Origin of the sequence: Bradyrhizobium sp. OK095 (assembly GCF_900109945.1) — a bacterium.
Taxonomy (GTDB): domain Bacteria; phylum Pseudomonadota; class Alphaproteobacteria; order Rhizobiales; family Xanthobacteraceae; genus Bradyrhizobium.
In genome coordinates, this window is record NZ_FOBX01000002.1 from 469,205 (window position 1) to 495,100 (window position 25,896).

Consider the following 25,896-nt stretch of genomic DNA (forward strand, 5'->3'; position numbering starts at 1 on the left):
ATGAGCGAAAGCGATATCCGGGACTTCGGCTGGGATTCCCGCATGTCGCTTCGCTCATGCGGGCTACGCTTGGCAGCTGCGATTTGACCGCCTTGCCGCCGGCCTCACCCAAGACTAGGCTCCCTCCCCGCAACAACGATGTTTCGGAGAGACCAGCCATGTCACCAGCGGAAGCCCGCCTGAAGGAAGTGCCGTCGAACATGACGGAGGCAGAGTGGCAGCAACGGGTCAATCTCGCCGCCTGCTATCGCCTCGTCTCGCTCTACGGCTGGGACGATCTGGTCGACACCCACATCTCCGCCCGCGTGCCGGGTCCCGAGCATCACTTCCTCATCAACCCCTATGGACTGATGTTCGACGAGATCACGGCCTCGAGCCTGGTCAAGGTCGATCTGCACGGCAACCAGCTCTCCGAGAGCGAGTACAGCATCAACCCGGCCGGCTTCACCATCCATTCGGCGATCCACGAGGTCCGCGAGGACGCGGGCTGTGTACTGCATCTCCACACCCTCGACGGCACCGCGGTGTCGAGCTCAGCCGAAGGCCTGCTGCCGCTGAACCAGACCGCACAGCTCGTCACCCACGACCTCGCCTATCACGACTATGAAGGCATCGCGCTCGATCACGACGAGCGGCCGCGGCTGCAGAAGGATCTCGGCGACCACAATCACATGCTGCTGCGTAACCACGGCACGATGACGGTCGGCCGCTCGGTCGCCTCCGCCTTCGAGCGCATGTATCACCTCGAGCGCGCCTGCTCGATGCAGGTGCGTACCCGCGCGCTGGGCACGCCGGTCTATCCGGTCGAGGAGATCGCGATCGAGAAGAACACCGAGCTGCTCGCCAACCGCGACCGCGCCGAGTTGCGGGCCACCAACCTGGTGTGGCCGCCGCTGCTACGCAAGCTCGACCGCGAGTTGCCGGGCTACCGATCTTGAAATTCCGCGGATTTCGTGTAGGGTAGGCTCAACACCCTCTGCACGTTTCGGAATGAAACGCCGCCCAATTCCGGGCGGCGTTTTTGTTTGGGGTGAGTTCGTAGGGTGCATTAGCGAAGCGTAATCCACCACGGATCCACGCATGCAGAACGAAGTTGGTGGATTACGCCTTCGGCTAATCCACCCTACGGCACCGCCGCCCTTACTTCACCTCGGCCAGCGCCGCGAGAATTCGTGCCCAGGAGCGGATGCCCTTCTGGAAGCTGCGGAGATCGTATTTCTCGTTGGGCGAATGGATGTTGTCGTCGTCGAGGCCGAAGCCGACCAGCAGCGAGTCCAGCCCGAGCGCGCGCTTGAAATCGGCGACGATCGGGATCGAGGCGCCGGAGCCCATCAGCACGGTCTCCTTGCCCCACTCCTCGGTCAATGCCTTGCTGGCTGCGGCGAGCGGCTTCATGTTCCAGTCGAGCGCAACCGCAGGCGCGGCGGAATGGTCGCCGAACTCGACCTTGCAATCGCCGGGAATGCGAGCCGACACGTAATCGCGAAAAGCCTTGCGGATCTTTTGCGGGTCCTGCCCTTCGACCAAGCGGAACGAGACCTTTGCAGAAGCGTGCGACGGGATCACCGTCTTGGAGCCCTCGCCGATATAGCCGCCCCAGATGCCATTGACGTCGCAGGTCGGACGCGAGGAGGCCTGCTCGATCAGCAGCCGGCCCTTTTCGCCGGCCGGGATCGACAGGCCGATCGGCTTCAAGAACATCTCGGGCGTCAGATTGAGCTTCTTCCACTGCGCGAGGATATCGGGCGGCAGATCCTGCACCCCGTCGTAGAAACCGGGGATGGTGATGCGGTTGTCGTCGTCGAACAGACCGCCGAGAATCTTTGTGAGAACCCGGATCGGGTTCATGGCGCTGCCGCCGAACACGCCGGAATGCAGATCGCGGTTCGCGGCGGTGATCTTCAGCTCTTCATAGAGCAGGCCGCGCAGCGACGTCGTGATCGCCGGTGTGTTGCGATCCCACATTCCAGTGTCGCACACGAGCACGTAGTCTGCCTTGAACTCGTCCTTGTTGGCCTCGATGAAGGGGACAAAGTTCTTCGAGCCGACCTCCTCCTCGCCTTCGATCAGGAAGGTGACGTCGATCGGCAGCGAACCCGTCACCTTCTTCCAGGCGCGGCAGGCCTCGACGAAGGTCATCACCTGGCCCTTGTCGTCCTCAGCGCCGCGCGCGACGATGATCTTGCGGCCGTCGGCATGATCCGTGACCACGGGCTCGAATGGCGGACGGTGCCAAAGATTTTCCGGATCGACCGGCTGCACGTCGTAATGGCCGTAGAAGATCACGTGCGGGCGTCCACCCGCCTTGATCTTGCCGACGATGGCGGGATGGCCGGCGGTCGACCTCACTTCGGTTGCGACACCGAGGCTCGCGATGTCCTTGGCAAGATGCTCGGCCGCCGCCTTGCAGTCGCCTGCGAAGGCCGGATCTGCGGAGATCGACTTGATCCGCAACAGCGAGAACAGACGCTCCAGGCTGTTGTCAAAATCCTTGTCGATGTGATCGAGCACGGATTGAAGCTGCGCATTGGCCATGGTCGGATTCCTGACTTTGAGTCTTAAGACGTTCCGGGTTTTAACCCCGTCTCGGGCTCGGAGCCAGAAGCAACCGGCGGATGCCGGATGTGCCATGCAAGGCTACCTGCAAGAACCGCCGTGGCCGCGAGATTATTGCCCCAGGCCTGAATGACATTGGGAAACCACGGCAGCGCCAGCAGCATGAGGACGCCGGCAGCGCCCAGCGCAAGCCAGGTTCCCAGCCGCACATTCGGTCGCACGTCGTAGGCGGCGCGATGCATCAGCACCGTCATCGGGAAGAACAGCCACATGAAGTAGTATTGCCGCGCCAAGGGCGAGGCCACCGTCATCAGGCAGAACAGGATGCCGAGCTCCTCGGCATCCGAGCGCGCCGTTCGCCGCCGCTGCGGCGGCATCACCGCAAGGAAGCCGAGCCCGAGCAGCGCCGATAGCGCCAGCACGATCAGGTTCGCCGTCTTGTAGTCGACGTCGATGATATTCATCGTGCGCGGCGGCTTGTTGGGATCTTCCTGATTGTAATTGATCGGGCGGACCAGGCGGTGCGTGACCGCAATGAGGGACTGGTTGACCCACGACCAATTCTGCTCGTCGCGCTGGCCAAAGCCCTTTTCCGAGCTCGTGCCGACCATGCCCTGGTACCAGGTCTTGAGTTCGGCCGCGTTGCGCTCGAAGCCGCGGATCGGCGCCGGCGCGACATAAAGTAGGATGCCGGTGAAGGCGACCGTCGCGACGACAGCCGACCAATTCCGCCGCCAGATGAGATAGGGCAGCACCGCGATCGGAAACACCTTGATGGCGGTGGCGAGCGCGAACAGGAAGCCTGCAAGCCAGCCCCGCTGATGCTGCAGGCACCAGAAGCCCCACAGCATCATCGCCAGCAGCACGAGGTTCGGCTGGCCGAGGTCGAACATGTCGAACACGAAGGTCACGGTGACGAGGGCCGGCAGCGCCTCCAGCCACGGACCGGGTCTGCGGCCCGATCCCGTCATGGCATTGGAGAACATGCCCGTGTACCACCACGCCATGACGTTCAGGATCGACAGGACGGCGTAGAGCGCGATCTTGCCGAACCAGCTCGGGATCGCCAGCAGGATCGCGGGCAATGGCGGATAGATGAACTCGAAGTACTCCCTGATATCGCCGGGATAGAGCGGCCCTCCCTGCAAGACCTGCTGTCCGGCCCAATACCAGAGCCCATAATCCTTGGTCTTGCCGTGGCCGAAGATCTCCGGACCGAGGACATCAGCTGTCAGGATCAGGCAGCAGAGCAGGAAGAGCAGGTCGAGCGGCGCACGCAGCGAGAAGGTCCGGAGTGCGCCCGGTTTGTCTGATAGATTCGATGATGTCACATTATATCCAGTCGGCAACATCTAGCACGTAGCAGACCAACGGACGCTTGGAGAACCCCCCTCACCCGAATTTGTACCCGTCGCGCGCTCGCCCCCGGCAGACGAATTGCCCCAAACCAGGCTTGGCTGCCTACCTTCGCAGCAACCCGCCGAGCGCGCCGCGGACCAGGGTGCGGCCGATCGAGCCGCCGAGCTGGCCGGCAACCGACTTGCCGATATTGGCGGCCATTCCCCCGATCACCTGGTTGGTGACCGATCGCGTCATGTCGCGCGCAATGACCTGGCCCGTCGACAAACGACCGCGTTTGACGTTGGTGCCGAAGATGGTGCCGACGATCGAGCCGATCTGGCCGAGGATGCCGCCGCCTCCGCCGCCCGCGCCGGCATCGGCGGTTGCCGCCGTACCGGCGATGCGCTTCTGGATCACCTCATAGGCGGACTCTGCATCGACGGCGGTGTCGTATTTGCCCTTCACAGGGCTTGCATCCATGATCGCCTTGCGCTCTTCCGGCGTGATCGGCCCGATCCGGGCCGATGGCGGCCGGATCAACACCCGCTCGACCATCGCAGGCGTGCCGTTGCCTTCGAGGAAGGACACCAGTGCCTCGCCCTTGCCGAGCTCCATGATCACCTTGGCTGTGTCGAGCTTCGGGTTGGGGCGAAAGGTCTGGGCTGCGGCAGCGACCGCCTTCTGGTCGCGCGGAGTAAAGGCGCGCAACGCGTGCTGCACCCGATTGCCCATCTGCCCGAGCACGCGATCCGGTACGTCGATCGGGTTTTGCGTGACGAAGTAGACGCCGACGCCCTTGGAGCGGATCAGGCGCACCACCTGCTCGATCTTGTCCATCAGCGCCTTCGGCGCGTCGTTGAACAGCAGATGCGCCTCGTCGAAGAAGAACACCAGTTTTGGCTTCGGCAGGTCGCCGACCTCGGGCAATTCCTCGAACAGCTCTGACAGCATCCACAGCAGGAATGTCGCGTAAAGCCGCGGGCTCTGCATTAGCTTGTCGGCAACAAGGATGTTGACCATGCCGCGGCCGTCGCGGTCGGTCTTCATGAAATCCTTCAGCGTCAGCGCCGGCTCGCCAAAGAATTTGGAGGCGCCCTGGTTCTCCAGCACCAGAAGCTGGCGCTGGATGGTGCCGACAGTCGCCTTGGTGACGTTGCCAAAACCCTGCGCCGCCTTCTTGATGTCGGCAAGCGGACTTTCCTCGGCATCCGCGCCCTTCTTGCCGGCATCCGGCACGATGGCATCGAGCAGCGCGCGCAGATCCTTCATATCGATGAGGGTCAGGCCCGCGTCGTCGGCGACGCGGAAGGCGACATTGAGCACGCCTTCCTGCACATCATTCAGGTCGAGCATGCGCGCCAGCAGAAGCGGCCCCATCTCGGTGACGGTGGCCCGCACCGGGTGGCCCTGTTCGCCGAACACGTCCCAAAACACCGTGGAGAACTGGTCGGGCTGGAATGTCAGCCCCATCTCCGTGGCACGCTTAACGATGAAGTCTTTGGCCTCGCCGACCTCGGAGATGCCGGAGAGGTCGCCCTTGATGTCGGCTGCGAAGACCGGGACACCGGCGCGCGCAAATCCTTCCGCCATGACTTGCAGCGTCACGGTCTTGCCGGTTCCAGTTGCACCGGTGACGAGACCATGGCGATTGGCGAGCGCGAGCGTCAGCCATGCCTGCTCGTCTCCCTTGCCGACGAAGATCTTGTCGCCGGTATCGCCGAGCTTGCTGTCCTGTGCGGTCATTATTCTCTCTGATCTCTCTGCGGTGTTTCGCGTATTGAAACTCAAATGCACCAGTTCCGTAGTTTAACGCATGTCGCGCGCCGATCAAAACCGTTCAACGCTGTCGGAAGCAAACGAACGACATCAGCCGAAAGTAGGAACGCGGCGTTCGCACCGCGGCAATTTTTTGCCGATTCCATCTTTGCTCTTGCATCGCTGCAACACCTTTCGCGCGTTCGAGAATGAATCGGAACGTTGCGAGCGTTCATCGCTTGTATTTCACATCACACCGGCTCAAGATCATTCTCGAAAATAATACTCCGGCATGTGAACCGGCTGAGGGGCAGGCCATATGGACGAGCTGATCGGGCGGCTGGCGACAAACGCCAGCATAGATAGTGCTGTGGCTGAAAAGACCGTCGGCATTATCCTGGGCTTCCTTCGCAACGAGGGTCCTTCCGACAGCGTCCAGACCCTGATCGATCAGATTCCCGGTGCAGAAGCAGCCATCGAGGCGTCCAAGAGCGGCGGCGGACTATCGCGGCTGATGGGCGGCGGCCTGATGGCGGTCGGCACGCGCCTGATGGGCCTCGGACTTGGCATGTCCGACATTCAGACGATTGCCCGTGAACTTTTCCGCTTCGGCCGAGACAAAATCGGAGCGGATCAGATGGGCAAGATCATTGCGGGGACTCCGGGCCTCGGCCAGTTCGCCTGAAGCCCAAGTATTAAGCCCAAGTATTTCACATCGAGTATCATGACATATCCGATCTCCGAGATTGAGGGCCTGTCGGCCTTTGCCGCCAACAAGTTGAAGGCGCAAGGTATCCGCACGACCGACGCGCTGCTCGATGCGGCCTCCACCGTGAAGGGCCGCAAGGCGCTCTCCGCCAGGACCGGCATCAGCGAGCAGCAGCTGCTGGAATGGGCCAACGTCTCCGACTACATGCGCATCCCCGGCATGGGCCGCGCCAAGGTCGGCCTCGTCCGCGCCGCCGGCGTCACCACCGTGCGCGAGCTCTCCTATCGGAATCCGGCAAGACTCGCCCAGAGCATGCGGGACGCCAACGAGAAGAGAAAGCTCGTCCGCATCCTGCCGTCGGAGAAGTCGGTCGGCGACATCATCGCCAAGGCGAAGAAGCTGCAGCCGAAGATTACGTATTAGGGCCGGCGCTCTCCGTATCCCCTTGGTGCCGTCTCGTGAGCGGCGCGAGGTCTCGTGTCCCGGACGCGCTGCAACGCGCTTAGCGTTGCTGCGCAGAGCCGGGACCCATGCCACGCAAGCAGTTCTCGGCAGCATCGGCCCCGGCTCAGCAGCGCACCGCTAAAGGAGCGCTGCGCTGCGTCCGGGGCACGAGAGCATCCTGCGCAGGTGAAGGCCGGGCGCGTGGGCACGTCGGCAATGCCCCCTTCCCGCCTTGAACTCCCCCTCCCCGACCGCTAAAGCGAGCCGCATGAATGCCTCGCCCTCCCCATCCGTCCCGCCGGCCGGCTCGGCCAGGGCTGATACGTTACGGAAACTGCTGGAACGGCCTCTCCCGGCAGTGATGGGCGTGCTCAACGTCACCCCGGACTCCTTCTCCGACGGCGGTGAGTTCATCGCGCCCGAGCAGGCGCTGAAGCGGGCGCGGGCGATGATCGCTGATGGCGTCGACATCATCGACATCGGCGCCGAATCCACCCGGCCCTACACCGGCGCGAAGGCCGTCACGGCGGCGGACGAGCTTGCCCGGCTGAAGCCGGTGCTGGCAGGCATCGTCGCGCTCGGCGTGCCGGTGTCGATCGACAGCATGAAGGCGGAGGTCGTCGCCTTCGCGCTCGACCAGGGCGTGGCGATCGCCAACGACGTCTGGGGCCTGCAACGTGACGCCGGCATGGCCCCGCTGGTCGCCGCGAGAGGCGTCCCAATCATCGTCATGCACAACCGCGACAGCGTCGATCCCGCCATCGACATCGTCGTGGACATGAAAGCATTTTTCCTGCGCTCGCTGGATATCGCCGCGAAAGCCGGCATCGCGCGCGACAAAATCGTGCTCGATCCCGGCATCGGTTTCGGCAAGACCGCCGAGCAGAGCATGCTCGCGCTGGCGCGGCTCGGCGAGCTCAAAATATTCGGCCTGCCGATCCTGGTCGGTGCCTCGCGAAAACGCTTCATCGCCTCGGTGTCGCCATCGGAGCCATCGGGGCGGCTCGCCGGCTCGATCGCCGCGCATTTGATCGCCGCGCAGAAGGGCGCGAAAATCATCCGCACCCATGACGTCGCCGAGACCTTGCAGGCCCTGCGGGTCGCCAATGCAATCGAGAGCAAGCCAGAGAGCAAGCCATGACCGATACGATCTTCGTGACCGGCCTGTCGATCCACGCCCGCCATGGCGTGATGGAGCACGAGACCGAGGTCGGCCAGCGGTTTATCATCGATCTCGAACTCTATACCGACCTGTCGGAGCCCTCGCGCTCTGACAAGCTCGCCGACACCGTGTCCTACGCCGAAGTCGTCGCGACCACGACGGCGGCGTTCAAGAACACCAATTACAAGCTTTTGGAGCGCGCGGCCGGTGCGGTCGCCGATGCCATCCTGTTGCATTTCCCGCGCATCCGCGCCGTGAAGATCACCGTGCACAAGCCGCATGCGCCGATCCCCGCCATCTTCGACGACGTCGGCATCATGCTGACGCGCTCGCGGCACCCCTGACATGGCAAGCGTGCTCATCGCGCTCGGCGGCAATGTCGGCGATGTCCGCACGACATTCCGCAAGGCGATCGCCCACATCTGCGGCATGGCGCAGGCCGCAATGATCGCGCGCTCATCGGATTATGCGACGCCGCCCTGGGGCGACGAGGACCAGGATCCTTTCGTCAATGCCTGCGTCGAGATCGAGACCGACCTCGACCCGCACGCGCTGCTGTTCGTGATGCAGAAGGTCGAGCAGAAATTCGGCCGCACGCGCGACAAGGACCGGCAATGGGGCCCGCGCACGCTCGATCTCGACATGATCGCCTATGACGACGTCAGCTTTCAGAAGCCTGATCTGACGCTGCCCCATCCGCGCCTGTTCGAGCGCGCTTTCGTGCTGGTGCCGCTGGCCGAAATCGCGCCCGACCGCCTGATCTCGGGCATTCGTGTGCGTGACGGGCTTGCCAGCGTCTCGACGCAAGGCATTGAGCGGCTTCCGGATACCGGTTAACCAAAAACAACCGTTTGCAGGGACGGCCCGCCGTGGCAATTTCGCCTGCGAATAACAAGCCGTTCGGGAGCCCTTGGCCGCATGACCTCCGTGACTGACGACCTGCCGTTGGCGGCCGATTTTCCCAAGGCCACCGTCGAGGACTGGCGCAAGCTGGTCGACGGCGTGCTCAAGGGCACGCCGTTCGAGAAGCTGGTCGGCAAGACCTATGACGGACTCAAGATCGACCCGCTCTATCCGCGCGCCAGGGGCGTTGCGCCGGTGGTGGGACGGCCGGCGGCCGCGCCGTGGCAGATCGTGCAGCGGATCGACCATCCCGATGCGGTGGCCGCGAATGCGCAGGCGCTGACCGATCTCGAGAATGGCGCAACCGGGCTTTCGCTGGTGTTCGCTGGTAGCAATGGCGCCCATGGTTTCGGCTTGGAACCGACCGCCGATGCGGTCGCAAAGGTTTTGAAGGACATTCACCTCGATGCCGGCATCGGCATCGAGCTCGATATCGGCCCGCAATCGCGGATGGCCGCGATCCATGTCGCGGAATATGTGAAGAGCAACGGCCTCGATCCCGCCGCCTGCAACATCCGCTTCGGGCTCGATCCGCTTGCAGCTTGCGCGGTGTGGGGCCACAGCCCGTATACGTGGGAGGAAATCGTTCCCGCGGTCACCGGCGGCATCAAGGGCCTTGCTGCACTCGGCTTCAAGGGGCCGTTTGCCTCGGCCGACGGCCGCGTGATCCACGATGCCGGCGGCTCCGAGGTGCAGGAGCTTGCCTTCGTGCTCGCCTGCGGCGTCGCTTATTTGCGTGCGATCGAAAGCGCGGGCGTTCCGCTCGAGCAGGCGCAGGGCATGATCTATGCGCGGCTCTCCGCCGACGCCGACCAGTTTTTGACCATGGCAAAATTCCGCGCATTGCGGCTGTTGTGGGCTCGCATCGAGACGGCGTGCGGGCTGACCCCGAAGCCGCTCTTCATCGCGGCCGATACCGCTTGGCGCATGCTGACGCAGCGCGACCCTTACGTGAACATGCTGCGCGCGACCATCGCGACATTCGCGGCTGGCCTTGCCGGTGCCAATGCGATCACCGTGCTACCGCATACGCTTGCGCTTGGTCTGCCCGATCCGTTCGCACGGCGCGCGGCCCGCAACACGCAAGCCCTGCTGCTGGAAGAAAGCAACCTCGCCAAGGTCAGCGACCCCGCAGCGGGCGCCGGCGGCATCGAGACGCTGACCGCACAGCTTTGCGACGCCGTCTGGGCGCTGTTCCAGGAGAGCGAGAAGGCCGGAGGCGCCTTTGCCGCGCTTCAGCAGGGCCTATTCCAGAGCAAGGTCGCGGCCGCGCGAAAAGCGCGCGATGCCAATATCGCAGAACGCCGCGACGTGCTGACCGGCGCCAGCGAGTTTCCGAACCTGCACGAGCGCGAGACGGCGGTGCTGAAGGCAACGCCGGTCGCGCTGGCGCCTTACGGCGAGCAGAAGTACAAGTTCGATGCGCTTCCTCCCGTCCGGCTTGCGGAACCGTTCGAGGCGCTGCGCGACAAATCCGATGCGGCGCTGAAGGCGCGCGGCGCCCGGCCAAAGGTGTTTCTGGCCAATCTCGGCACGGCCGCAGATTTCACGGCACGCGCGACCTTTGCCAAGAGCTTCTTCGAGGCCGGCGGCATCGAGGCCGTCGACAGCGAGGGATTTGCCGATCCGGCCACGCTGGCCGCCGCCTTCAAGGCCTCCGGCGCCGGGCTTGCCTGTCTTTGTTCCAGCGACAAGGTCTATGCGGAACACGCCGAAGCCGCGGCGAAGGCCCTGCAAACTGCAGGCAGCCGACATATCTATCTGGCGGGACGCCCGACTGATGCCGAGGCGGCCCTCCGTGCAGCCGGCGTCACGGGTTTCGTCTTTGCCGGCGGCGATGCGCTTGCCACGTTGCAGGAGGCCTACCTGCGGATGGAACAGGCATGAGCGACGCCAGCAAACCCGTTCTCACCGGCGGCTGCCAATGCGGCGCGGTGCGCTTTGCGCTGACGGCGGCACCGAACAAGATTTCGATCTGCCATTGCCGGATGTGCCAGAAGGCCAGCGGCGCGCCGTTCGCCTCGTTCGCCGACATCAACCGGACGGATTTTGCCTGGACCAAGGGACAGCCGGCGTTGTTTCGCTCGTCCTCGATCGCCGACCGCGGCTATTGCGCGGCCTGCGGCACGCCTCTCAGTTTCGGCCGCATCGACGGTGAGCGGATCGAGATCATGACCGGCGCCTTCGACCGGCCTGACCGACTGGTGCCGACCCGGCAGTACGGGAGCGAGTCCCGCCTCGGCTGGGTGGTCGGCATCTCCAATTTGCCGAGCCAGACCACGCAACAGAATTACGGGCCGGAGAAGATGGCGACCATCGTCAGCCATCAGCATCCGGATCATGATTGAGGCGTCCATGATATGGTTGAAGCCATGAGCCGCATTCCAAATTTCGCCGACGTCGCCTTCGAGCGCATCGCCACCGCAGCTCCAGCCGGCAGCGCCGAGCCGTGGCTGACGCCCGAGGGCATTCTGGTGAAGCCCGCCTATGGCGAGGCGGATCTTGCCGGGCTCGATTTCCTCGAGACCTATCCGGGCATCGCACCCTATCTGCGCGGTCCCTACCCGACCATGTATGTCAACCAGCCCTGGACCGTCAGGCAATATGCCGGCTTCTCCACGGCGGAGGATTCCAACGCGTTCTACCGCCGCAACCTCGCGGCTGGACAGAAAGGCCTCTCGGTCGCCTTCGATCTCGCCACCCATCGCGGCTATGACTCGGATCATCCGCGCGTCGGCGGCGACGTCGGCATGGCCGGTGTGGCCATCGATTCCATCTACGACATGCGCACGCTGTTTGCGGGGATTCCGCTCGACCAGATGAGCGTGTCCATGACCATGAACGGCGCGGTGCTGCCGATCCTCGCGCTCTATGTCGCTGCCGCCGGCGAACAGGGCGTGGCGCCCGAAAAACTGTCGGGCACCATTCAGAACGATATTCTGAAAGAGTTCATGGTGCGCAACACCTATATCTATCCGCCCGCGCCCTCGATGCGGATCATCTCGGACATTTTTGCATACACCTCGCAAAAAATGCCGAAATACAATTCGATCTCGATCTCCGGCTATCACATGCAGGAGGCCGGCGCGACGCAGGATCTCGAGCTCGCCTACACGCTTGCCGATGGCGTCGAATATCTGCGTGCCGGCCTTGCCGCCGGGCTTGACGTCGACCGCTTCGCGCCGCGGCTGTCGTTCTTCTGGGCGATCGGCATGAACTTCTTCATGGAAGTCGCCAAGCTGCGCGCCGCCCGCCTGCTTTGGGCGAAGCTGCTGAAGCCGTTCAATCCGAAAGACCCGCGCTCGCTGTCGCTGCGCACGCACAGCCAGACCTCGGGTTGGTCGCTGACCGCGCAGGACGTCTTCAACAATGTGATGCGCACGACGGTGGAGGCGATGGCGGCCACCCAAGGCCACACCCAGTCGCTGCACACCAATGCGCTCGACGAGGCCTTGGCGCTGCCGACCGATTTCTCGGCGCGCATCGCCCGCAACACCCAGCTGTTCCTGCAGCAGGAGAGCGGCACCACCCGCATCATCGATCCCTGGGGCGGCTCGTATTACGTCGAGCGTCTCACCCGCGACCTCGCCGCGAAAGCCTGGGGCCATATCCAGGAGGTCGAGGAGCTCGGCGGCATGGCCAAGGCGATCGAGGCCGGCGTGCCCAAACTGCGAATCGAGGAGGCCTCCGCCAAGACCCAGGCCCGCATCGATGCCGGCAGGCAGGCGGTGATCGGCGTCAACAAGTACAAGCCGACCGACGAAGCCGCCATCGACATCCTCAAGGTCGACAACACCAATGTTCGCCGACTCCAGATCGACAAGCTGACGCGCCTGAAATCCGAGCGCAGCCAGAAGGACGTCGATGCCGCGCTCGCCGCGATCACGCGCTCGGCCGGCGAAGGCAACGGCAATCTGCTTGCGCTCGCGATCGACGCGGCGCGTGCGAAGGCGACTGTCGGTGAAATTTCGGACGCGATGGAAAAGGTGTTCGGCCGCCACCGTGCCGAGATCAAATCCATCACCGGCGTCTACAAGCGGGAAGCATCCACCATGGGCAACCAGGTCGAGAAGGTTCAGGCGCTGATCGACGCCTTCGAGGAGGCCGAAGGCCGCCGTCCGCGCATCCTGGTCGCAAAGATCGGCCAGGACGGCCACGACCGCGGCCAGAAGGTGATCGCGTCTGCCTTCGCCGACATCGGCTTCGACGTCGACATCGGGCCGCTGTTCGCAACCGCCGACGAAGCCGCGCGCCAAGCGGTCGAGAACGACGTCCACATCCTCGGCGTCTCTTCGCTGGCCGCTGCGCACCTCACCGCCGTGCCGGAGCTGAAGGCCGCGCTGAAGAAGCAGGGCCGCGAGGACATCATGATCATCGTCGGCGGTGTGGTGCCGCCGCAGGATTACGATGCGCTGTATGCGGCCGGTGCCGAAGCGATCTTCCCGCCCGGCACGGTGATCGCGGAAGCCGCCGAGGAGCTGATCCGCAAGCTGAATGCACGGCTCGGACATAGCGAGGCGGCGGAGTAGCTTCGTCGCCGATCTTCCGACAAGAAGGATTTTGCGTGATGTCTCTCGCGCCAACGTTCATGCGCGCGCTCACTGCGGTCGTTGTTTGCGGCGCGCTGTTCAGCTCCGCCCTCGCCGCCGACCCCAAGCCCGACGCCGTCATCAAGAACAAGAGCATCGAGGCCCATATCTTCCTCGACGACAAGATCAAGGCGGATGCGGCACTGGCAGCGGATTGCCTGGCTGAGGGCAAGAAGTGGCTCGACAAGAACGCTCGCGAAGCTGCGGCCTCGCGCAAAGAGGATCCGCAATTCTTCAAAGACGGCGGCTGGAATTTCGAGCGCAAATATGCGATCCGCTCGGTTGTCGCGGACCGCTATGTCAGCATCCTCCGCAACGACTACATGGACACCCACGGCGCCCATCCCAATTCGGACGTGAACACGATCCTGTGGGACAAGGCGGAGAGCAAGCGCATCTCGATCCGGCCGTTCTTCACCGAGACCGCCGACGGCGGCCCCACCATGAAGGCGATGGTGAAAGCCGTGATCGCCTCGCTGAAAATCGAGAAGAAGAAGCGCGACACCAGCGAGACCGCAACCGACGAATGGTTCAAGAGCGTGGAGCCGAGCCTCGTCAAGATCGGCGCAGTGACGCTGGCGCCGTCAACCGAAGCCGGCAAAAGTTCCGGGCTCACCTTCCACTATCCGCCTTATGCGGTCGGTCCCTACGCCGAGGGCGAATATGTCGCGTTCGTGCCGTGGGAGACGCTGAAGCCCTATCTCACTGCGGAAGGCACACGCATCTTCGGCGGCGCACGGCAGAAGGGCGATGCGGACGAGGCGCAGTGATCGCCCTAAGATCGAACGGGACCTGTTGCACACAGCGCGATGGTGCCGCTGCTTGCGACATCAGGGCAATTCCGCCTAAAATGTTGCATTGAAAAGAGCCCGATTCCCGAGGGCGCCGACGGGAACATTGATGCCAGGAATCACGCGCCGCAGTTTCGCGGCTTCTTCTGTGGCCGTTGCCACATCCGCTCTCCTCACACCCGCACTTGCGCAAGCCTATCCCGCGCGGCCGGTGACCTTAATCGTGCCCTGGGGTGCCGGCGGCGGCACGGATGCAACCGCGCGTATCGTCGCGACGCTGCTGGAGAAGGAGCTCGGCCAGCCCTTCACCGTCGTCAACCGAACCGGCGGCTCCGGCGCCGTTGGCCATGCCGAGATCGCAACCGCGCCGCCGGACGGCTACACGATCGGCATGCTGACCGTCGAAATCTCGATGCTGCATTGGCAGGGCTTGACCCAATTAACGCCGCGGAACTTCACGGCCCTGGCGCTGATGAATGAAGACCCGCCGGGCATCCAGGTCTCCTCGTCATCGCCGTACAAGACGGTGAAGGAGCTCATGGATGCCATCAAGATAGCGCCGCCCGGAAGGTTCAAGGCATCGGGCACGGGACAAGGCGGCATCTGGCATCTCGCACTCGTCGGCTGGATGCAGGCGATGGGATTGCCGGTGAACCAGGTCTCGTGGTCAGCGTCGAATGGCGCAGCACCGGCCATGCAGGATCTGGTCGCAGGCAGCCTCGATCTGACCACCTGCTCGGTGCCGGAGGCGCGGGCCACAATCGGGGCAGGTCAGGCGCGGAGCCTCGCGATCATGGCGCCTGCACGCAATCCGATCTTTCCCGACGTCCCGACGCTGAAAGAGGCGCTCGGCGTCGACTATTCCAACAGCTCATGGCGCGGCATCGGCGCGCCGAGAGGCTTGGCTCCGGAGGCCGCCACAAGGCTGAGCGCGTCCTTGAAGAAGGTGTACGACTCCCCCCAGTTCAGAGACTTCATGACCAAACGCGGCTTCGGCACCGTTTGGCGCGATGCCGGCCAGTTCGCGACCTTCATGGACCAAGCGGACGGCCAGATGGGTCAAGCCATGAAGGCAGCCGGTTTTGCGAAGGCCTGATTTGACACCTCATCCCGAGCGCCCCAGCTGCGGCAACATCCTTAGCTCAGCGGCCCTCGCCTGCCTCGCCGGGGCGTTGTAAAGCAGGGCATGACTGAGAAGAAGGCCCCGCTCGACATCAAGACCCTCGCCCGCGACCTCCGCGCCGGCAGCCGTGCGGCGCTGGCGCGGGCGATTACGCTGGTGGAGAGCCGCCGCGGCGATCACCAGGCGCTGGCGCGGGAGCTGGTGCAGATGCTGCTCCCTGACACCGGCAAGGCGTTTCGCGTCGGAATCACCGGCTCGCCCGGCGTCGGGAAATCCACGACCATCGATGTGCTCGGCAGCTACCTGATCGAACAGGGCCACAAGGTCGCGGTGCTTGCGGTCGACCCGTCCTCCGCGCGCAGCGGCGGCTCGATCCTCGGCGACAAGACGCGGATGGCGCAACTGTCGGCCTCCGACGATGCCTTCATCCGCCCCTCGCCATCGTCAGGCACGCTGGGAGGCGTTGCGGCCAAGACGCGTGAAGCGATGCTGCTGTGCGAGGCGGCCGGCTTCGGTGTCGTGTTGGTCGAGACCGTCGGCATCGGCCAGTCCGAGACGGCTGTCTGCGACATGACCGATTTCTTCCTCGCGCTGATGCTGCCGGGCGGCGGCGACGAGTTGCAAGGCATCAAGAAAGGCCTGGTCGAGCTCGCCGACATGATCGCCATCAACAAGGCCGACGGCGACAACCTCAAGCGCGCCAATATCACCGCCGCCGACTATCGCGGCGCGCTGCATATTTTGACGCCGCGGTCCGAGCACTGGCATCCGCCTGTTGTCACCTACTCCGCGCTGGCCGGCACCGGCATCGCCGAGCTGTGGCAGAAGGTGCTCGATCACCGCAAGGCGATGAACGCATCCGGCGATTTTGCCGCGCGGCGGCGCGACCAGCAGGTGAAGTGGATGTGGTCGATGCTGGAGCAGCGGATGCTTTCGCGGCTGCGCAGCGAGGCATCGGTGCGGACGAAGGTCAAGAAGATCGAGACTGAAGTCGCCGAAGGCCATCTCACGCCGGCGCTTGCCGCCGAGAAGATTCTGGAGTTGCTGCAATGAGCGACAAGCTCCGCATTCTCCTCACCGGCTTCGGGCCGTTTCCGGGGGCGCCCTATAATCCGACGCAGCCGCTGGTGGCGCGGCTGGCGCAATTGCGCCGCCCGGCGCTCGACGATGTCGCAATCGCAAGCCACATCTTTCCGGTCACTTATGCCGCGGTCGACCGGCAATTGCCTGAGGTGCTCGCGAAAGAGAAACCGGATGCGCTGCTGATGTTCGGCCTCGCGGCACGCACGCCCTATCTGCGCATCGAGACGCGCGCGCGCAATGCCGTCACCATGCTCTGGCCGGATGCCGCCAACACCCGCTCGAGCAAGCGCGGCATCGAAGGCCAAGCGGATGCGATGATGTTCGGTCCGCACACGGCAAAACTGCTGCGCGCCGCGCGCCTCACCGGCATCGATGCACGCGCCTCGCGCGATGCCGGCGCCTATCTCTGCAATTATCTGAGCTGGCGCGCGATCGAGCACGCAAGGGCGGACGGACCGCAGCTTGCGGCATTCATCCATATTCCGCTGCTTGCACGCAGTGGCGCCGTGCGCCGCAAGGGCGCCGCGCGGATCACGCTGGAGGAACTGGTGGATGCCGGCGAGGCGATGCTGGTGGAGATGGTGCAATTGGCGCGGAAGGGGCGCACTTCGTCCTAGAGCACGACGCCCTGTCTATAGGCGATCTTCGCTTGGCCGCGGATGCGGTGCCCTCGCTTTGTGACACAGCAAGAGATTCGGCTTCGATCGATGCGGGCGTAGATAACGCCCATGCAGTCGGAATGACCAAAAGTCCCAAGGAGTGCGCTGGTTTCCACGTGCAGCATTAAATGGTCTCGGTCGGGACCAAAGCTCCGTACCACCGCATCCTCACCATAGAACCGTCGCACGGTGTTCCTGATGAGTATCGCCTCGTCCTCTTCGAGAGGAAACGGGCTGAGTGGCTCCAGTGGTGGGCGGGCTTTAGGCATGTTTGGATCTATCGCGATCGGCTCTCAAACCCAGAGAAGCAGCAATGGCATTGAGCTCCGCTGAGGTAAACATTTAACCCTACCAACCAACAATCGCTACGGCTTCGCCCGCCCTGCCCCATTTCTGCGCTACCTAACCGCTGCGGACACGTCCCGCGTCCGCCGGAAGACGCATCATGGATCTCAACCGCCGTCATCTCATCGGAGCTTCCACCGCTGGCATTGCCGGCGCGCTGGCCATGCCGGCCGACGCCGCGCGCGCCGCGCCGCTGACGTCCCTGCTCGGCCGCGATGCCACGCACTACGACGTGCGACCCGGCAGCAGCGAGGACCAGACGCGCGTGCTCCAGCGCGCCATTGATGAAGCCGCGCGCGCGCAGATGCCCCTCGCCTTGCCGCCCGGCGTCTACCGCAGCGGATTGCTGCGGCTGCCGAACGGGGCGCAACTGATCGGTGTGCGCGGCGCGACAAAACTCGTCTTCACCGGCGGGACCTCGGCGATCCAGAGCGATGGCTCCGACTCCATCGGCCTCACCGGCATCACCTTCGACGGCGGCGGCATTGCGCTGCCGGCGCGGCGCGGGCTGGTCCATGTCCTCGGCGGGCGTGACGTCCGCATCACCGATTGCGAGATCACGAACTCGGGCGGCTGCGGCATCTGGCTCGAGCAGGTCTCGGGCGATATCTCCGGCAACATCTTGACCAACATCACAGTGACGGCGGTGGTCTCGTTCGATGCGAGGGGCCTCAGCGTCTCCCGCAACACCATCATCGGCACCAATGACAACGGCATCGAGATCCTGCGCACCGCGATCGGCGACGACGGCACGCTGGTCACGGATAATCGCATCGAGGACATCAAGGCCGGCCCCGGCGGCTCGGGCCAGTACGGCAACGCCATCAACGCCTTCCGTGCCGGCAATGTGATCGTGCGCGGCAACCGCATCAGGAATTGCGACTACTCGGCGGTGCGCGGCAATTCGGCCTCCAACATCCACATATCAGGCAACAGCGTCAGCGACGTTCGCGAGGTCGCGCTCTATTCGGAGTTTGCGTTCGAGGCCGCGGTGATCGCCAACAATACGGTCGATGGCGCCGCCGTCGGCGTCTCCGTCTGCAATTTCAACGAAGGCGGCCGCATCGCGGTGGTCCAGGGCAACATCATCCGCAATCTGATCCCGAAGCGGCCGATCGGCACCGCGCCAGATGACGATGCCGGCGTCGGCATCTACATCGAGGCCGACACCTCCGTGACCGGCAACGTCATCGAGAACGCGCCGTCCTACGGCATCGTCGCCGGCTGGGGCAAATATCTGCGCGACGTCGCGATCACGGGCAATGTGATCCGCAAGGCGCTGGCCGGCATCGGCGTCTCCGTGGTGCCCGGCGCCGGCACCGCCCTCGTCAACAACAACATGATCTCGGAAACCCCGCGCGGCGCCGTGGTCGGCCTCGACCACGCCCGCGCGGTGACGGCGGACCTGTCGGCCGACGGCGCGCAACGGTTTGCGCAGCTGATGATCGGGGGGAACGCGGTGCGGCGCTAGAACGCGTTGCGCAGCAGCGGGTACTTTGCTTCCAGGCCGTCGAGGTTGAAGGTGAATTCGACGACGCGCTCGGGGGCTGCGACGATTTCTGCGGCGGGCGGGGCGAACTGCGGCAGAAGCGTTGCCATGGCGGCAGGCGTGGCCAGCGGCGGCCTTACGGCGGGCGCGGTGCGTGACGCCGTTGCGGCAGACGCGGCGACCGGCGACCTCACGGCAGGTGCGACGAACGGCGCCCTCGCAGCGGGCGCCCTGAGCGATGGTATCTCGGCAGGCGCGGTGAACGAGGCCATCGCAGCACGCGCCGCAAGCGGTGCGGCCGGGGCGAGCGGCGCTTCGGTGATCTCGGCGAGAACGTCCGGCTTGGGATCGAGCCTGACCGGCACGGCGGTCTCGGGGACAATGTGCACGGCCTTCGGCTGCACGGTCTGCGCCTGCGCCTGATCACGCGGAAACACCCGGGGCATGGTGGCCGGCGACCAGCCGAAGGCGGTGGTGACGCTTGCGGCGGCCGCGGCGACGTCCCCGCCGGTCGCGATGGCGCGCCAGGTCTGGACGGCGCGTTTGGCTTCCTGGATGTTTTCGAGGAATGCGATCTCGGAGTGATAGCGGCGCCAGCGTCCGGTCTCGAACATTTCAGAGAGATGTTCCAGCCGCTGCTCGGCGAGAGCGCACCAGCGTGCCGCAAGTTCGCGGTGACCGGTGCTTTGGCGATGTGTCATGAACCAGCCCGTCAGGAGAAAAATACGGACGCGGGGGACGCAACGCACACACGAATCAATTTAGACGCGACATGAATATTTTGTGGAAAAGTTTTGACTTGTCCAGCAACGACACGGCTTTCGTCTTGAAAGACCGTAGTCGTGCGGAGTTCTCAGGCATTTCCGAGTCAAGCTTCGCGCAAGCATGACGGACTTGCGGTGGACCTGAACGAGGTCGGCGATGGGCGCAGCCGCGATCGCTCAACCGCAGGCTGATCCCATACATCGCTTCAAGGAATCGGATGCCAAAAAAGAAAAGACCCGTCCGGGGGGACAACCGGACGGGTCGAGCCATATGGGCGCTTGGGGTGGATGGGCGCTCGCGCCTAATATGACTTATGGGGAGGGATGACCGCTCCCACATAATTTGGTCGTGGCAGCCGGCTGAACGTTCAATGCGGCGTTCGATTTTTCGACCTTCGCGCGGCGCGCAATCTTGTCGCAGCCGCTATCGCGTCGCCGGCCTATCCGCCTGAGAAATCGCGGATTTATCGCCTGCGCTCGACAACGAGGGTTGCTCTATTGCGCGGATGCCGGGCTCGTCGCGACGTGGCTGCGCATCTTCACGTTTTGTTGTACCGGACGCAGCCGCAACCGGCGTCGTGCTGTCGGCAGGAACAGCCATGACTGCGGCAAAAGCATCCGCCTCGCCGTCACCAAACAGTTCGTCACGCCCGGGCGAGCCGAGGTCGCGCGCGGTCTTCGCCAGCGTCATGCGCAGCGCTTCCGGCTTGAGCGCATAATTGCGCTCGAGCAGCAGCGCCGCGACGCCGGAGACATAGGCGGCCGAGAACGAGGTCCCCGACGTCATCTGGTATTTGCCGTCGGGCGCCGGCAGGAAGATGTCGACGCCGGGCGCGGCCAGCGCGATGTAATTGCCGCGGTTGGACGCCGAGAACAGCCTGTCCTGCTGATCGGTCGCACTGACCGCGATCACGTTGGGATTGGCGGCGGGATAAAGCGGCGGCGATTTCGCGCCCGCATTGCCGGCGGCTGCGATCAGCACCAGCCCGCGCCCGGCGGTCGCGGCGATAGCGCGCTCGATCACGGCATCCTTCGGGCCGGCGAAGCTCATATTGACGATCTGCGCGCCGTGCTCCGCGGCGTAGTTCAGCGAGCGCAGGATGATGTAGGACGAGCTCTCGGCGCCGCCCGTGGTGCCGCCGAAGGCGCGGATGGCGATGATGCGCGCCTCGGGCGCGCTGCCCATCAGCTTGGCATGCGCCACGATGGCGCCAGCGATGCCGGTGCCGTGGACGTGCGGTCCCTCGGTGCTGCCGAGCGCATCAAAATTGTCGGAGATAGAATTGGCGAGCTCGGGATGCTTGGCGTCGATGCCGGAATCGATCACGGCCACCGTCACGTTGGCACCGTGCGCCAGCGTGTGCGCCTGCGGCAGACGGAGTTTGGTCAGTGCATATTGCGCCGGATCACCCTCGGTCGGCACAGACGATTTCTGGTCCTGGAGCACGTAACGGAAATTCGGCTGAACCGAGCGCACGCTGGCGTCGGCGGCGAATTCGCGCCGCACCGTCTCGGAAGGCCGGCCATCCGTGATGCGGAACAGGCCGAACGTCGCCCCGATCAGCGGGAAATTCTCGGATGCGATACGCGCGAGGCCGTGGCGGCGCGCAAGCGCGTCGGCCTCGGTCACCGACAGCGCGCTGTCGATCTCGGCAACGAATTCGTTGGCGATGGTGCGCAAGTCGACGGCGGCCAGCGTGTTGTTGCCACGCCCCTTGCTCGCGCTCTTCTTGCCCGACTTGCCGGTGCCCTCACCGCCCGCATTTGGCTGCGCCAGGCATTCGCCGCCATCGTCGCGATAGGGCGCCGTGCAGGCGGGGTAGAGGTTCGGGGAGTAGCGCGCATAAGGCAGCACCGGCGTCGGTACCATCCGCGCCGAAATCCTCGATGTCACAATCGGGCCGGGCCCGGGGCCGCGGCCGACGACCACCGCTCTGGCGGCAACACCCGAACTGGCGCGCCCGGCGATGCTCGGAGAGATGGTCGGCGTGCGCGAGGGGAGGCTGATGGTGGGCGTGCGCATGATCGCCTGCGCCTGCGCAACCTCGACGCCGAGACAGCCGGCGAGCAGCAGCGCGGCTCCGACCGAGGAAGCATAGGCCCCGGCTCGCACCTTACTCTCGGACTTGCGCGTCATCGGTGCAGCGGCGCCTTACGGCGCCGCGACGGCGAGGTTGACGAACTTCTCGCGCTGCATCCTGCCGAGCAGCGTGGCGAGATCGTCCTGGCTCATCGCCTTGTCGAACTGAAGGCGGAACATGCCGCCCTTGGCATCGCCGATGATCGACGCCTGGTAGCTGTCGAGCAATGCGGTGATGTCGGCAACCCGCGCCTCGGGCGTGAAGCGCACCAGCGCGCGGGCCGGTGTTGCGGATGCACCGAGTTCGCGCGTGATCGGGGCGCCGGTCGACAGCGAGGCGGTCTGGAAGGTCGCGGTCTGGTTCTTCATCAGCACGGCGCCAATGATGCCGGCTTGCAGCAGCAGCGCGATGGCACCCAGGCTCGCCGACCAGGCCAGCGTGCGGGGCGACAGGCTCGAGAAGAAGGTCGCGATGCGCGCCGAGAGCGGCAGTGAACCGATCGGCCGCGCCGGCTCGGCGTCGATCGTGGCGAACAGCTTCTGCATCGCCCGCGCCGACGGAGCACCCAGGCTCTCGTTCAGATGGATGGTCTCTTCGTACTCGCCGCGGATCGCGGCATATTGCCTCGCAAGCGCCGGATCATTCGCCAGCGCTTCCTCGACGCGGTGGGCGTCGCGCGCGCTCAGCGTGCCGGCGGCGTGCCAGGGCAGCAGCAGTTCAATTTCACTGGGCTCTTGCTCCAGCATCTTCTTGCTCAAAGCCATCATGGCCAGCCTCGCTCAATGCCGGCTGCCTTCAGCAGTTCGGCCAATTTCTTGCGCGCATAGAACAAGCGCGTCTTCACAGTGTTCTCCGGAATGCCAACGATTTCGGCCACTTCTTCCACGGATTTCTCGTGGTAGTAGACGAGATCGACGATTTCCCGATGGTCCGGCGAGAGGCCCGTCAGACACTCCCGCAACGCTTCACTGGTATCCTTCTTCTGCACCACCGTTTCCGGATTGTCGGACGAATCCTCAATCGCGTTCGCGGCGTCGTCGTCCAACTCAAAATCCTTCCTGCGCCGGAGCGCCGAGAGGGCCTTGAATCGGGTGATTGCCAGCAGCCAGGTGGAAACGGCGGATCGGCCCTCGAATTTGCCGGCTTGACGCCAGACGTCGAGAAACACCTCGCTGATGAGGTCTTCCGCCGCCTGCTCGTCCCGCACGAGCCTCAGCCCGAACCTGTAAACCCTGACATGGTGCCGCCCGTACAGCACCTGCATGGCAAGCCGGTCACCCTGAGCGATCCTGGCGATGAGGACCTCGTCCGTAGCCGCCTGTGTCACGCTCAATGCCCGTCTCGCAAAGTTGGTCGGGTCGGAGCGGCGGACGGTTCGACGGGAGGAGCGAAATTCTTCAACCTACCGCAGTCATACGGGGGCTTGTGTGATCTACCCCACATACGCGAACTTTCCTTTTGCCACCCGCCACGGTTGGCTGCCTCGCTCAAGAACGGTAACATAGTAATGAAGCACTTTCCTGCGCAATGCCGCCCCAGTGCAGACGGCCCGACATGCATGGAACCATAGCAGCCCTGCACGACATATGTCTCACCAAGCCCTGTTTTGGCTCGACCGCATCGCCAGCGATGCCTAATTGCCGGCAAATTCCACCTGCCGGCCGCCTTCACCCTGTACTGCGCTGCACCGTTTGGATTCGGTTTCAAAGGATACCAAACCTAAAGGCTTGCCACGTAGATTTTTGGGCTGAGCTCCACCATTGGCGGGACAATGAGCACGGCCGCGACGTCCTTACCGGAGAGGAATGCCGCTGAGGTCGCGGATCTCGTTCTCATGCCCGACGCCGCTGCGCCCGAGGTGCGGGCGCGCCGGACCCGGCAGCGTCGGCAGATGTATGTCGGCCAGGTCGCGAGCTACTCGCTCGGCGCCTTCGTCCTGCTGCTCTACGGCTATGACGGCACTGTTGCGATGCACGTTCCGTCGCTGTTCTGGGTCGGCGGCCTCTCGATCATCGGCATCTTCGTCGTGATGTCGGAAGCCGGCGTCGGCGACAGGCATACTGACCACTATCTCACCGTCTTCCAGATCTCGGCGCATATGGCGCTGCAGTTCGTGTTCCTGCTGTCGGCGCCGACCATCGGCATCGCCTTCATCTGCGTGCTGTTCCTGATCTTCGCCTTCGGCACGCTGCGCATGACCTCGGCGCAGGCGATGATCACATGGGCGATCGCGACCACCGGCCTCGCCGCCGTCTTCCTCGTGTCCGATCTGCCGATCGGCATGCCCGTTGCCACGAGGCTGCAGCGGACTGCCTCGATGCTGTGTTTCGTGCTGGTGATCGGCCAGTGCGCCTTCCTCGGCCTGTTCGGCGCCACGCTGCGCAAGATCCTGTACCGGCGCAGCATCGAGCTGAAGGATGCCTATCGGCGCATCGAGGAGCTGGCAGAGCTCGATGAGCTCACCGGCTCCTACAATCGCCGCTGCATCATGCGGCTTCTCGACGCAGAGATGGAAAAGTCGCGTCAGGCATCGACGCCTTGCGCGATCGCGCTGATCGACCTCGACTGGTTCAAGCGCATCAACGACGCCCACGGCCATCCCGTGGGCGACGAGGTGCTGCGCACCTTCGCCATCACCATTTTCGCGAACATCCGCCCGGACGACTGTTTTGGTCGCTACGGCGGCGAGGAATTTTTGCTGCTGCTGCCCGACACCGCGGGCGATGCCGCCTCGCGCATGATGGAGCGGCTGCGCGGCATCGTCGCTGATCTCGACTGGAGCGCATTTGCCCCCGGCATGCGCGTGACGATTTCCGCGGGCGTCGTGACGCTCCGCGACGCCGATACTGCCGATACATTTCTCGCGCGCGCCGACAGCGCGCTCTATTCCGCCAAGGCGCAAGGGCGCAACCGTATCGCCACGAGCTGACCAATCCATTTCCCCCCGGCGCGTGAGAATCCGCCGCCGGACCGAACGCTCCAGGACAGGGCTATGAGATCGAAATCCGCCAAACCATCCGAAAACCTGCTGGAGGAATTGCAGGCTGCGCTGTCGCACGGCACCGTTGCGCGCCGGGTCGAGACGCTGCGCCGCGTCACCGATCTCTTCGTAGGCAGTTTGGTGGAGTATTCAGACGAGCACGTCCGCGTGTTCGACGACGTATTCCAGTGCCTGGTCGAGCAGATCGAGATTTCGGCCCGGGCGCTGCTCGCCGACCGTCTCGCACCGGTCGCGGCCGCGCCGCCCAAAATCATCCGCACGCTTGCACTCGACGAAGTCATCGAGGTCGCCGGCCCCGTGCTGTCGAAATCGGAACGGCTGGACGAGGCAACCCTGATCGAGATCGCGCACACGCGCGGCCAGGCGCATCTCAAGGCGATCTCGCTGCGGCGGGTGCTGTCGGAAGCGCTGACCGACGTGCTGGTAACGCGCGGCGACGAGGACGTGGTGCAATCGACTGTCGGCAATCCAGGCGCGCAGCTCTCCGAGGGAAGCCTCACCGACCTCGTTGCGCGCGCCGAACGCGACGATGATCTTGCCACCTGTATCGGCCTGCGGCCCGACCTGCCGCGCCATCACTATCTGAAGCTGATCGCGAAGGCGTCCCTGAACGTCCGCAGGAAGCTCGAGGCCGCGCATCCGGAGCTCGCGGACGAAGTGTCGAGCGTGGTCCAGGAAGTGGCCCAGCGGGTTCGCGCCGCCGCCATGACCCGGCAGACCGAGATGTCACGCGCGCTGGTGAGATCGCTTCACGAGGACGGCCGCCTCAACGAATTCCAGGTCAGCACCTTTGCCGAGCAAGGCAAGTTCGACGAGACCAATGCGGGGCTCGCGGCGCTGGCAGGCGTCGCGGTCGAGACCGCCGAAAACATGATGATCGAGAGCCGCGCCGAGGGCGTGATGATCCTCGCCAAGGTCGCGGGCATGCAATGGTCGAGCGTGCGCGCGATCATTGCCATGCGCGAAAAGCTCTCAGGCGGCCCGCAGACCGACATGCTGACGCTGCGCGATACCTACGAGGCGCTGCGCTCATCGACCGCACAGCAGGTGCTGCGCTTCCATCGCATGCAGCAGGGCGCGGCGCCGGCGGCGTGAGACTGC

The 25,896-nt window shown here is 64.5% G+C and carries 23 protein-coding genes; 16 read left to right on the plus strand and 7 right to left on the minus strand.

What is annotated here, in order from left to right; all coding sequences use genetic code 11:
* The first annotated feature begins 158 nt into the window (after window positions 1–158).
* A complete protein-coding gene (locus BMW89_RS07215; RefSeq protein WP_092024117.1) occupies window positions 159–938 on the plus strand; it encodes a class II aldolase/adducin family protein in 780 nt (259 codons plus the stop codon).
* A gap of 202 nt (window positions 939–1,140) precedes the next feature.
* On the opposite strand, the gene BMW89_RS07220 is transcribed toward BMW89_RS07215, so the two are convergent.
* The 3 genes from BMW89_RS07220 to BMW89_RS07230 all read right to left on the minus strand — a co-directional run bounded on the left by BMW89_RS07220 (window position 1,141) and on the right by BMW89_RS07230 (window position 5,640).
* Window positions 1,141–2,535, minus strand: coding sequence for a M20/M25/M40 family metallo-hydrolase (locus tag BMW89_RS07220; protein WP_092024119.1), 1,395 nt, complete (start codon window positions 2,533–2,535; stop codon window positions 1,141–1,143).
* Between the two features lie 23 nt (window positions 2,536–2,558).
* Window positions 2,559–3,887: a glycosyltransferase family 87 protein gene (locus BMW89_RS07225; protein WP_177195888.1), complete on the minus strand. Its 1,329-nt coding sequence runs from the start codon at window positions 3,885–3,887 to the stop codon at window positions 2,559–2,561.
* Window positions 3,888–4,017: 130 nt separating this feature from the next.
* Complete coding sequence (locus BMW89_RS07230; protein WP_092024122.1) at window positions 4,018–5,640, minus strand: helicase HerA-like domain-containing protein; 1,623 nt, start codon at window positions 5,638–5,640, stop codon at window positions 4,018–4,020.
* A 331-nt stretch (window positions 5,641–5,971) separates the two neighbouring features.
* Here BMW89_RS07230 and BMW89_RS07235 point away from each other — a divergent pair, with 331 nt between their 5' ends.
* The 13 genes from BMW89_RS07235 (at window position 5,972) to BMW89_RS07300 (ending at window position 18,931) form a co-directional block, all read left to right on the plus strand.
* Window positions 5,972–6,337, plus strand: a complete 366-nt coding sequence (locus BMW89_RS07235) for a hypothetical protein (RefSeq protein WP_092024124.1) — start codon at window positions 5,972–5,974, stop codon at window positions 6,335–6,337.
* 39 nt (window positions 6,338–6,376) lie between these two features.
* A complete protein-coding gene (locus tag BMW89_RS07240) occupies window positions 6,377–6,784 on the plus strand; it encodes a DUF4332 domain-containing protein (RefSeq protein WP_092024126.1) in 408 nt (135 codons plus the stop codon).
* A 289-nt stretch (window positions 6,785–7,073) separates the two neighbouring features.
* Window positions 7,074–7,946 carry a dihydropteroate synthase gene (folP, locus tag BMW89_RS07245; RefSeq protein ID WP_092024128.1) on the plus strand — a complete coding sequence of 291 codons (873 nt, stop codon included), beginning with the start codon at window positions 7,074–7,076 and terminating at the stop codon, window positions 7,944–7,946.
* Window positions 7,943–8,311: a dihydroneopterin aldolase gene (gene folB / locus BMW89_RS07250; protein WP_092024130.1), complete on the plus strand. Its 369-nt coding sequence runs from the start codon at window positions 7,943–7,945 to the stop codon at window positions 8,309–8,311. Before folP ends, folB begins: the two co-directional genes overlap by 4 nt.
* 1 nt (window position 8,312) lies before the next feature.
* Window positions 8,313–8,804: a 2-amino-4-hydroxy-6-hydroxymethyldihydropteridine diphosphokinase gene (gene folK, locus BMW89_RS07255; RefSeq protein ID WP_092024132.1), complete on the plus strand. Its 492-nt coding sequence runs from the start codon at window positions 8,313–8,315 to the stop codon at window positions 8,802–8,804.
* Window positions 8,805–8,885: 81 nt separating this feature from the next.
* Window positions 8,886–10,757 carry a methylmalonyl-CoA mutase family protein gene (locus tag BMW89_RS07260; RefSeq protein WP_092024134.1) on the plus strand — a complete coding sequence of 624 codons (1,872 nt, stop codon included), beginning with the start codon at window positions 8,886–8,888 and terminating at the stop codon, window positions 10,755–10,757.
* A complete protein-coding gene (locus BMW89_RS07265; RefSeq protein ID WP_092024136.1) occupies window positions 10,754–11,218 on the plus strand; it encodes a GFA family protein in 465 nt (154 codons plus the stop codon). Before BMW89_RS07260 ends, BMW89_RS07265 begins: the two co-directional genes overlap by 4 nt.
* 24 nt (window positions 11,219–11,242) lie before the next feature.
* Window positions 11,243–13,399 carry a methylmalonyl-CoA mutase gene (gene scpA / locus BMW89_RS07270; protein ID WP_092024703.1) on the plus strand — a complete coding sequence of 719 codons (2,157 nt, stop codon included), beginning with the start codon at window positions 11,243–11,245 and terminating at the stop codon, window positions 13,397–13,399.
* A gap of 59 nt (window positions 13,400–13,458) precedes the next feature.
* Window positions 13,459–14,229 carry an RsiV family protein gene (locus BMW89_RS07275; RefSeq protein ID WP_092024138.1) on the plus strand — a complete coding sequence of 257 codons (771 nt, stop codon included), beginning with the start codon at window positions 13,459–13,461 and terminating at the stop codon, window positions 14,227–14,229.
* Between the two features lie 130 nt (window positions 14,230–14,359).
* On the plus strand, window positions 14,360–15,346 hold the full coding sequence (locus tag BMW89_RS07280; protein WP_092024140.1) for a Bug family tripartite tricarboxylate transporter substrate binding protein: 987 nt from the start codon (window positions 14,360–14,362) through the stop codon (window positions 15,344–15,346).
* A gap of 90 nt (window positions 15,347–15,436) precedes the next feature.
* The gene (meaB, locus tag BMW89_RS07285) at window positions 15,437–16,426 is read left to right on the plus strand and encodes a methylmalonyl Co-A mutase-associated GTPase MeaB (RefSeq protein WP_092024142.1); all 990 of its coding nucleotides are present in this window, start codon (window positions 15,437–15,439) and stop codon (window positions 16,424–16,426) included.
* Complete coding sequence (locus tag BMW89_RS07290; RefSeq protein ID WP_092024144.1) at window positions 16,423–17,073, plus strand: pyroglutamyl-peptidase I; 651 nt, start codon at window positions 16,423–16,425, stop codon at window positions 17,071–17,073. Before meaB ends, BMW89_RS07290 begins: the two co-directional genes overlap by 4 nt.
* Window positions 17,074–17,560: 487 nt before the next feature.
* Window positions 17,561–18,931: a TIGR03808 family TAT-translocated repetitive protein gene (locus tag BMW89_RS07300; protein WP_092024148.1), complete on the plus strand. Its 1,371-nt coding sequence runs from the start codon at window positions 17,561–17,563 to the stop codon at window positions 18,929–18,931.
* On the opposite strand, the gene BMW89_RS07305 is transcribed toward BMW89_RS07300, so the two are convergent.
* From BMW89_RS07305 to BMW89_RS07320, 4 genes are all read right to left on the minus strand, one after another.
* Window positions 18,928–19,650, minus strand: coding sequence for a TIGR03809 family protein (locus BMW89_RS07305; RefSeq protein WP_177195889.1), 723 nt, complete (start codon window positions 19,648–19,650; stop codon window positions 18,928–18,930). The two genes, BMW89_RS07300 and BMW89_RS07305, sit on opposite strands and share 4 nt — an antisense overlap.
* A gap of 487 nt (window positions 19,651–20,137) precedes the next feature.
* Window positions 20,138–21,850, minus strand: a complete 1,713-nt coding sequence (locus tag BMW89_RS07310; RefSeq protein ID WP_092024152.1) for a S8 family serine peptidase — start codon at window positions 21,848–21,850, stop codon at window positions 20,138–20,140.
* Between the two features lie 15 nt (window positions 21,851–21,865).
* Complete coding sequence (locus tag BMW89_RS07315; RefSeq protein WP_092024154.1) at window positions 21,866–22,561, minus strand: hypothetical protein; 696 nt, start codon at window positions 22,559–22,561, stop codon at window positions 21,866–21,868.
* Window positions 22,558–23,127: a sigma-70 family RNA polymerase sigma factor gene (locus BMW89_RS07320; protein ID WP_164987884.1), complete on the minus strand. Its 570-nt coding sequence runs from the start codon at window positions 23,125–23,127 to the stop codon at window positions 22,558–22,560. The genes BMW89_RS07315 and BMW89_RS07320 overlap by 4 nt, the downstream gene beginning before the upstream one ends.
* Before the next feature lie 438 nt (window positions 23,128–23,565).
* On the opposite strand from BMW89_RS07320, the gene BMW89_RS07325 reads away from it, so the two are divergent.
* Together BMW89_RS07325 and BMW89_RS07330 are read left to right on the plus strand one after the other, a co-directional pair.
* On the plus strand, window positions 23,566–24,723 hold the full coding sequence (locus BMW89_RS07325) for a GGDEF domain-containing protein (RefSeq protein ID WP_092024156.1): 1,158 nt from the start codon (window positions 23,566–23,568) through the stop codon (window positions 24,721–24,723).
* 63 nt (window positions 24,724–24,786) lie between these two features.
* Complete coding sequence (locus BMW89_RS07330) at window positions 24,787–25,890, plus strand: DUF2336 domain-containing protein (RefSeq protein ID WP_092024158.1); 1,104 nt, start codon at window positions 24,787–24,789, stop codon at window positions 25,888–25,890.
* The last annotated feature ends 6 nt before the right edge of the window (window positions 25,891–25,896 follow it).

Coding starts and splice junctions, on each gene's coding strand:
- BMW89_RS07215 (WP_092024117.1), top strand. CDS start 159: ATGTCACCAGCGGAAGCCCGCCTGAAGGAAGTGCCGTCGAACATGACG.
- folP (WP_092024128.1), top strand. CDS start 7,074: ATGAATGCCTCGCCCTCCCCATCCGTCCCGCCGGCCGGCTCGGCCAGG.
- BMW89_RS07315 (WP_092024154.1), bottom strand. CDS start 22,561: ATGATGGCTTTGAGCAAGAAGATGCTGGAGCAAGAGCCCAGTGAAATT.
- BMW89_RS07240 (WP_092024126.1), top strand. CDS start 6,377: ATGACATATCCGATCTCCGAGATTGAGGGCCTGTCGGCCTTTGCCGCC.
- BMW89_RS07275 (WP_092024138.1), top strand. CDS start 13,459: ATGCGCGCGCTCACTGCGGTCGTTGTTTGCGGCGCGCTGTTCAGCTCC.
- folB (WP_092024130.1), top strand. CDS start 7,943: ATGACCGATACGATCTTCGTGACCGGCCTGTCGATCCACGCCCGCCAT.
- scpA (WP_092024703.1), top strand. CDS start 11,243: ATGAGCCGCATTCCAAATTTCGCCGACGTCGCCTTCGAGCGCATCGCC.
- BMW89_RS07325 (WP_092024156.1), top strand. CDS start 23,566: ATGAGCACGGCCGCGACGTCCTTACCGGAGAGGAATGCCGCTGAGGTC.
- BMW89_RS07230 (WP_092024122.1), bottom strand. CDS start 5,640: ATGACCGCACAGGACAGCAAGCTCGGCGATACCGGCGACAAGATCTTC.
- BMW89_RS07330 (WP_092024158.1), top strand. CDS start 24,787: ATGAGATCGAAATCCGCCAAACCATCCGAAAACCTGCTGGAGGAATTG.
- BMW89_RS07260 (WP_092024134.1), top strand. CDS start 8,886: ATGACCTCCGTGACTGACGACCTGCCGTTGGCGGCCGATTTTCCCAAG.
- BMW89_RS07220 (WP_092024119.1), bottom strand. CDS start 2,535: ATGGCCAATGCGCAGCTTCAATCCGTGCTCGATCACATCGACAAGGAT.
- BMW89_RS07310 (WP_092024152.1), bottom strand. CDS start 21,850: ATGACGCGCAAGTCCGAGAGTAAGGTGCGAGCCGGGGCCTATGCTTCC.
- BMW89_RS07235 (WP_092024124.1), top strand. CDS start 5,972: ATGGACGAGCTGATCGGGCGGCTGGCGACAAACGCCAGCATAGATAGT.
- BMW89_RS07290 (WP_092024144.1), top strand. CDS start 16,423: ATGAGCGACAAGCTCCGCATTCTCCTCACCGGCTTCGGGCCGTTTCCG.
- BMW89_RS07300 (WP_092024148.1), top strand. CDS start 17,561: ATGGATCTCAACCGCCGTCATCTCATCGGAGCTTCCACCGCTGGCATT.
- BMW89_RS07280 (WP_092024140.1), top strand. CDS start 14,360: ATGCCAGGAATCACGCGCCGCAGTTTCGCGGCTTCTTCTGTGGCCGTT.
- BMW89_RS07265 (WP_092024136.1), top strand. CDS start 10,754: ATGAGCGACGCCAGCAAACCCGTTCTCACCGGCGGCTGCCAATGCGGC.
- folK (WP_092024132.1), top strand. CDS start 8,313: ATGGCAAGCGTGCTCATCGCGCTCGGCGGCAATGTCGGCGATGTCCGC.
- meaB (WP_092024142.1), top strand. CDS start 15,437: ATGACTGAGAAGAAGGCCCCGCTCGACATCAAGACCCTCGCCCGCGAC.
- BMW89_RS07305 (WP_177195889.1), bottom strand. CDS start 19,650: ATGACACATCGCCAAAGCACCGGTCACCGCGAACTTGCGGCACGCTGG.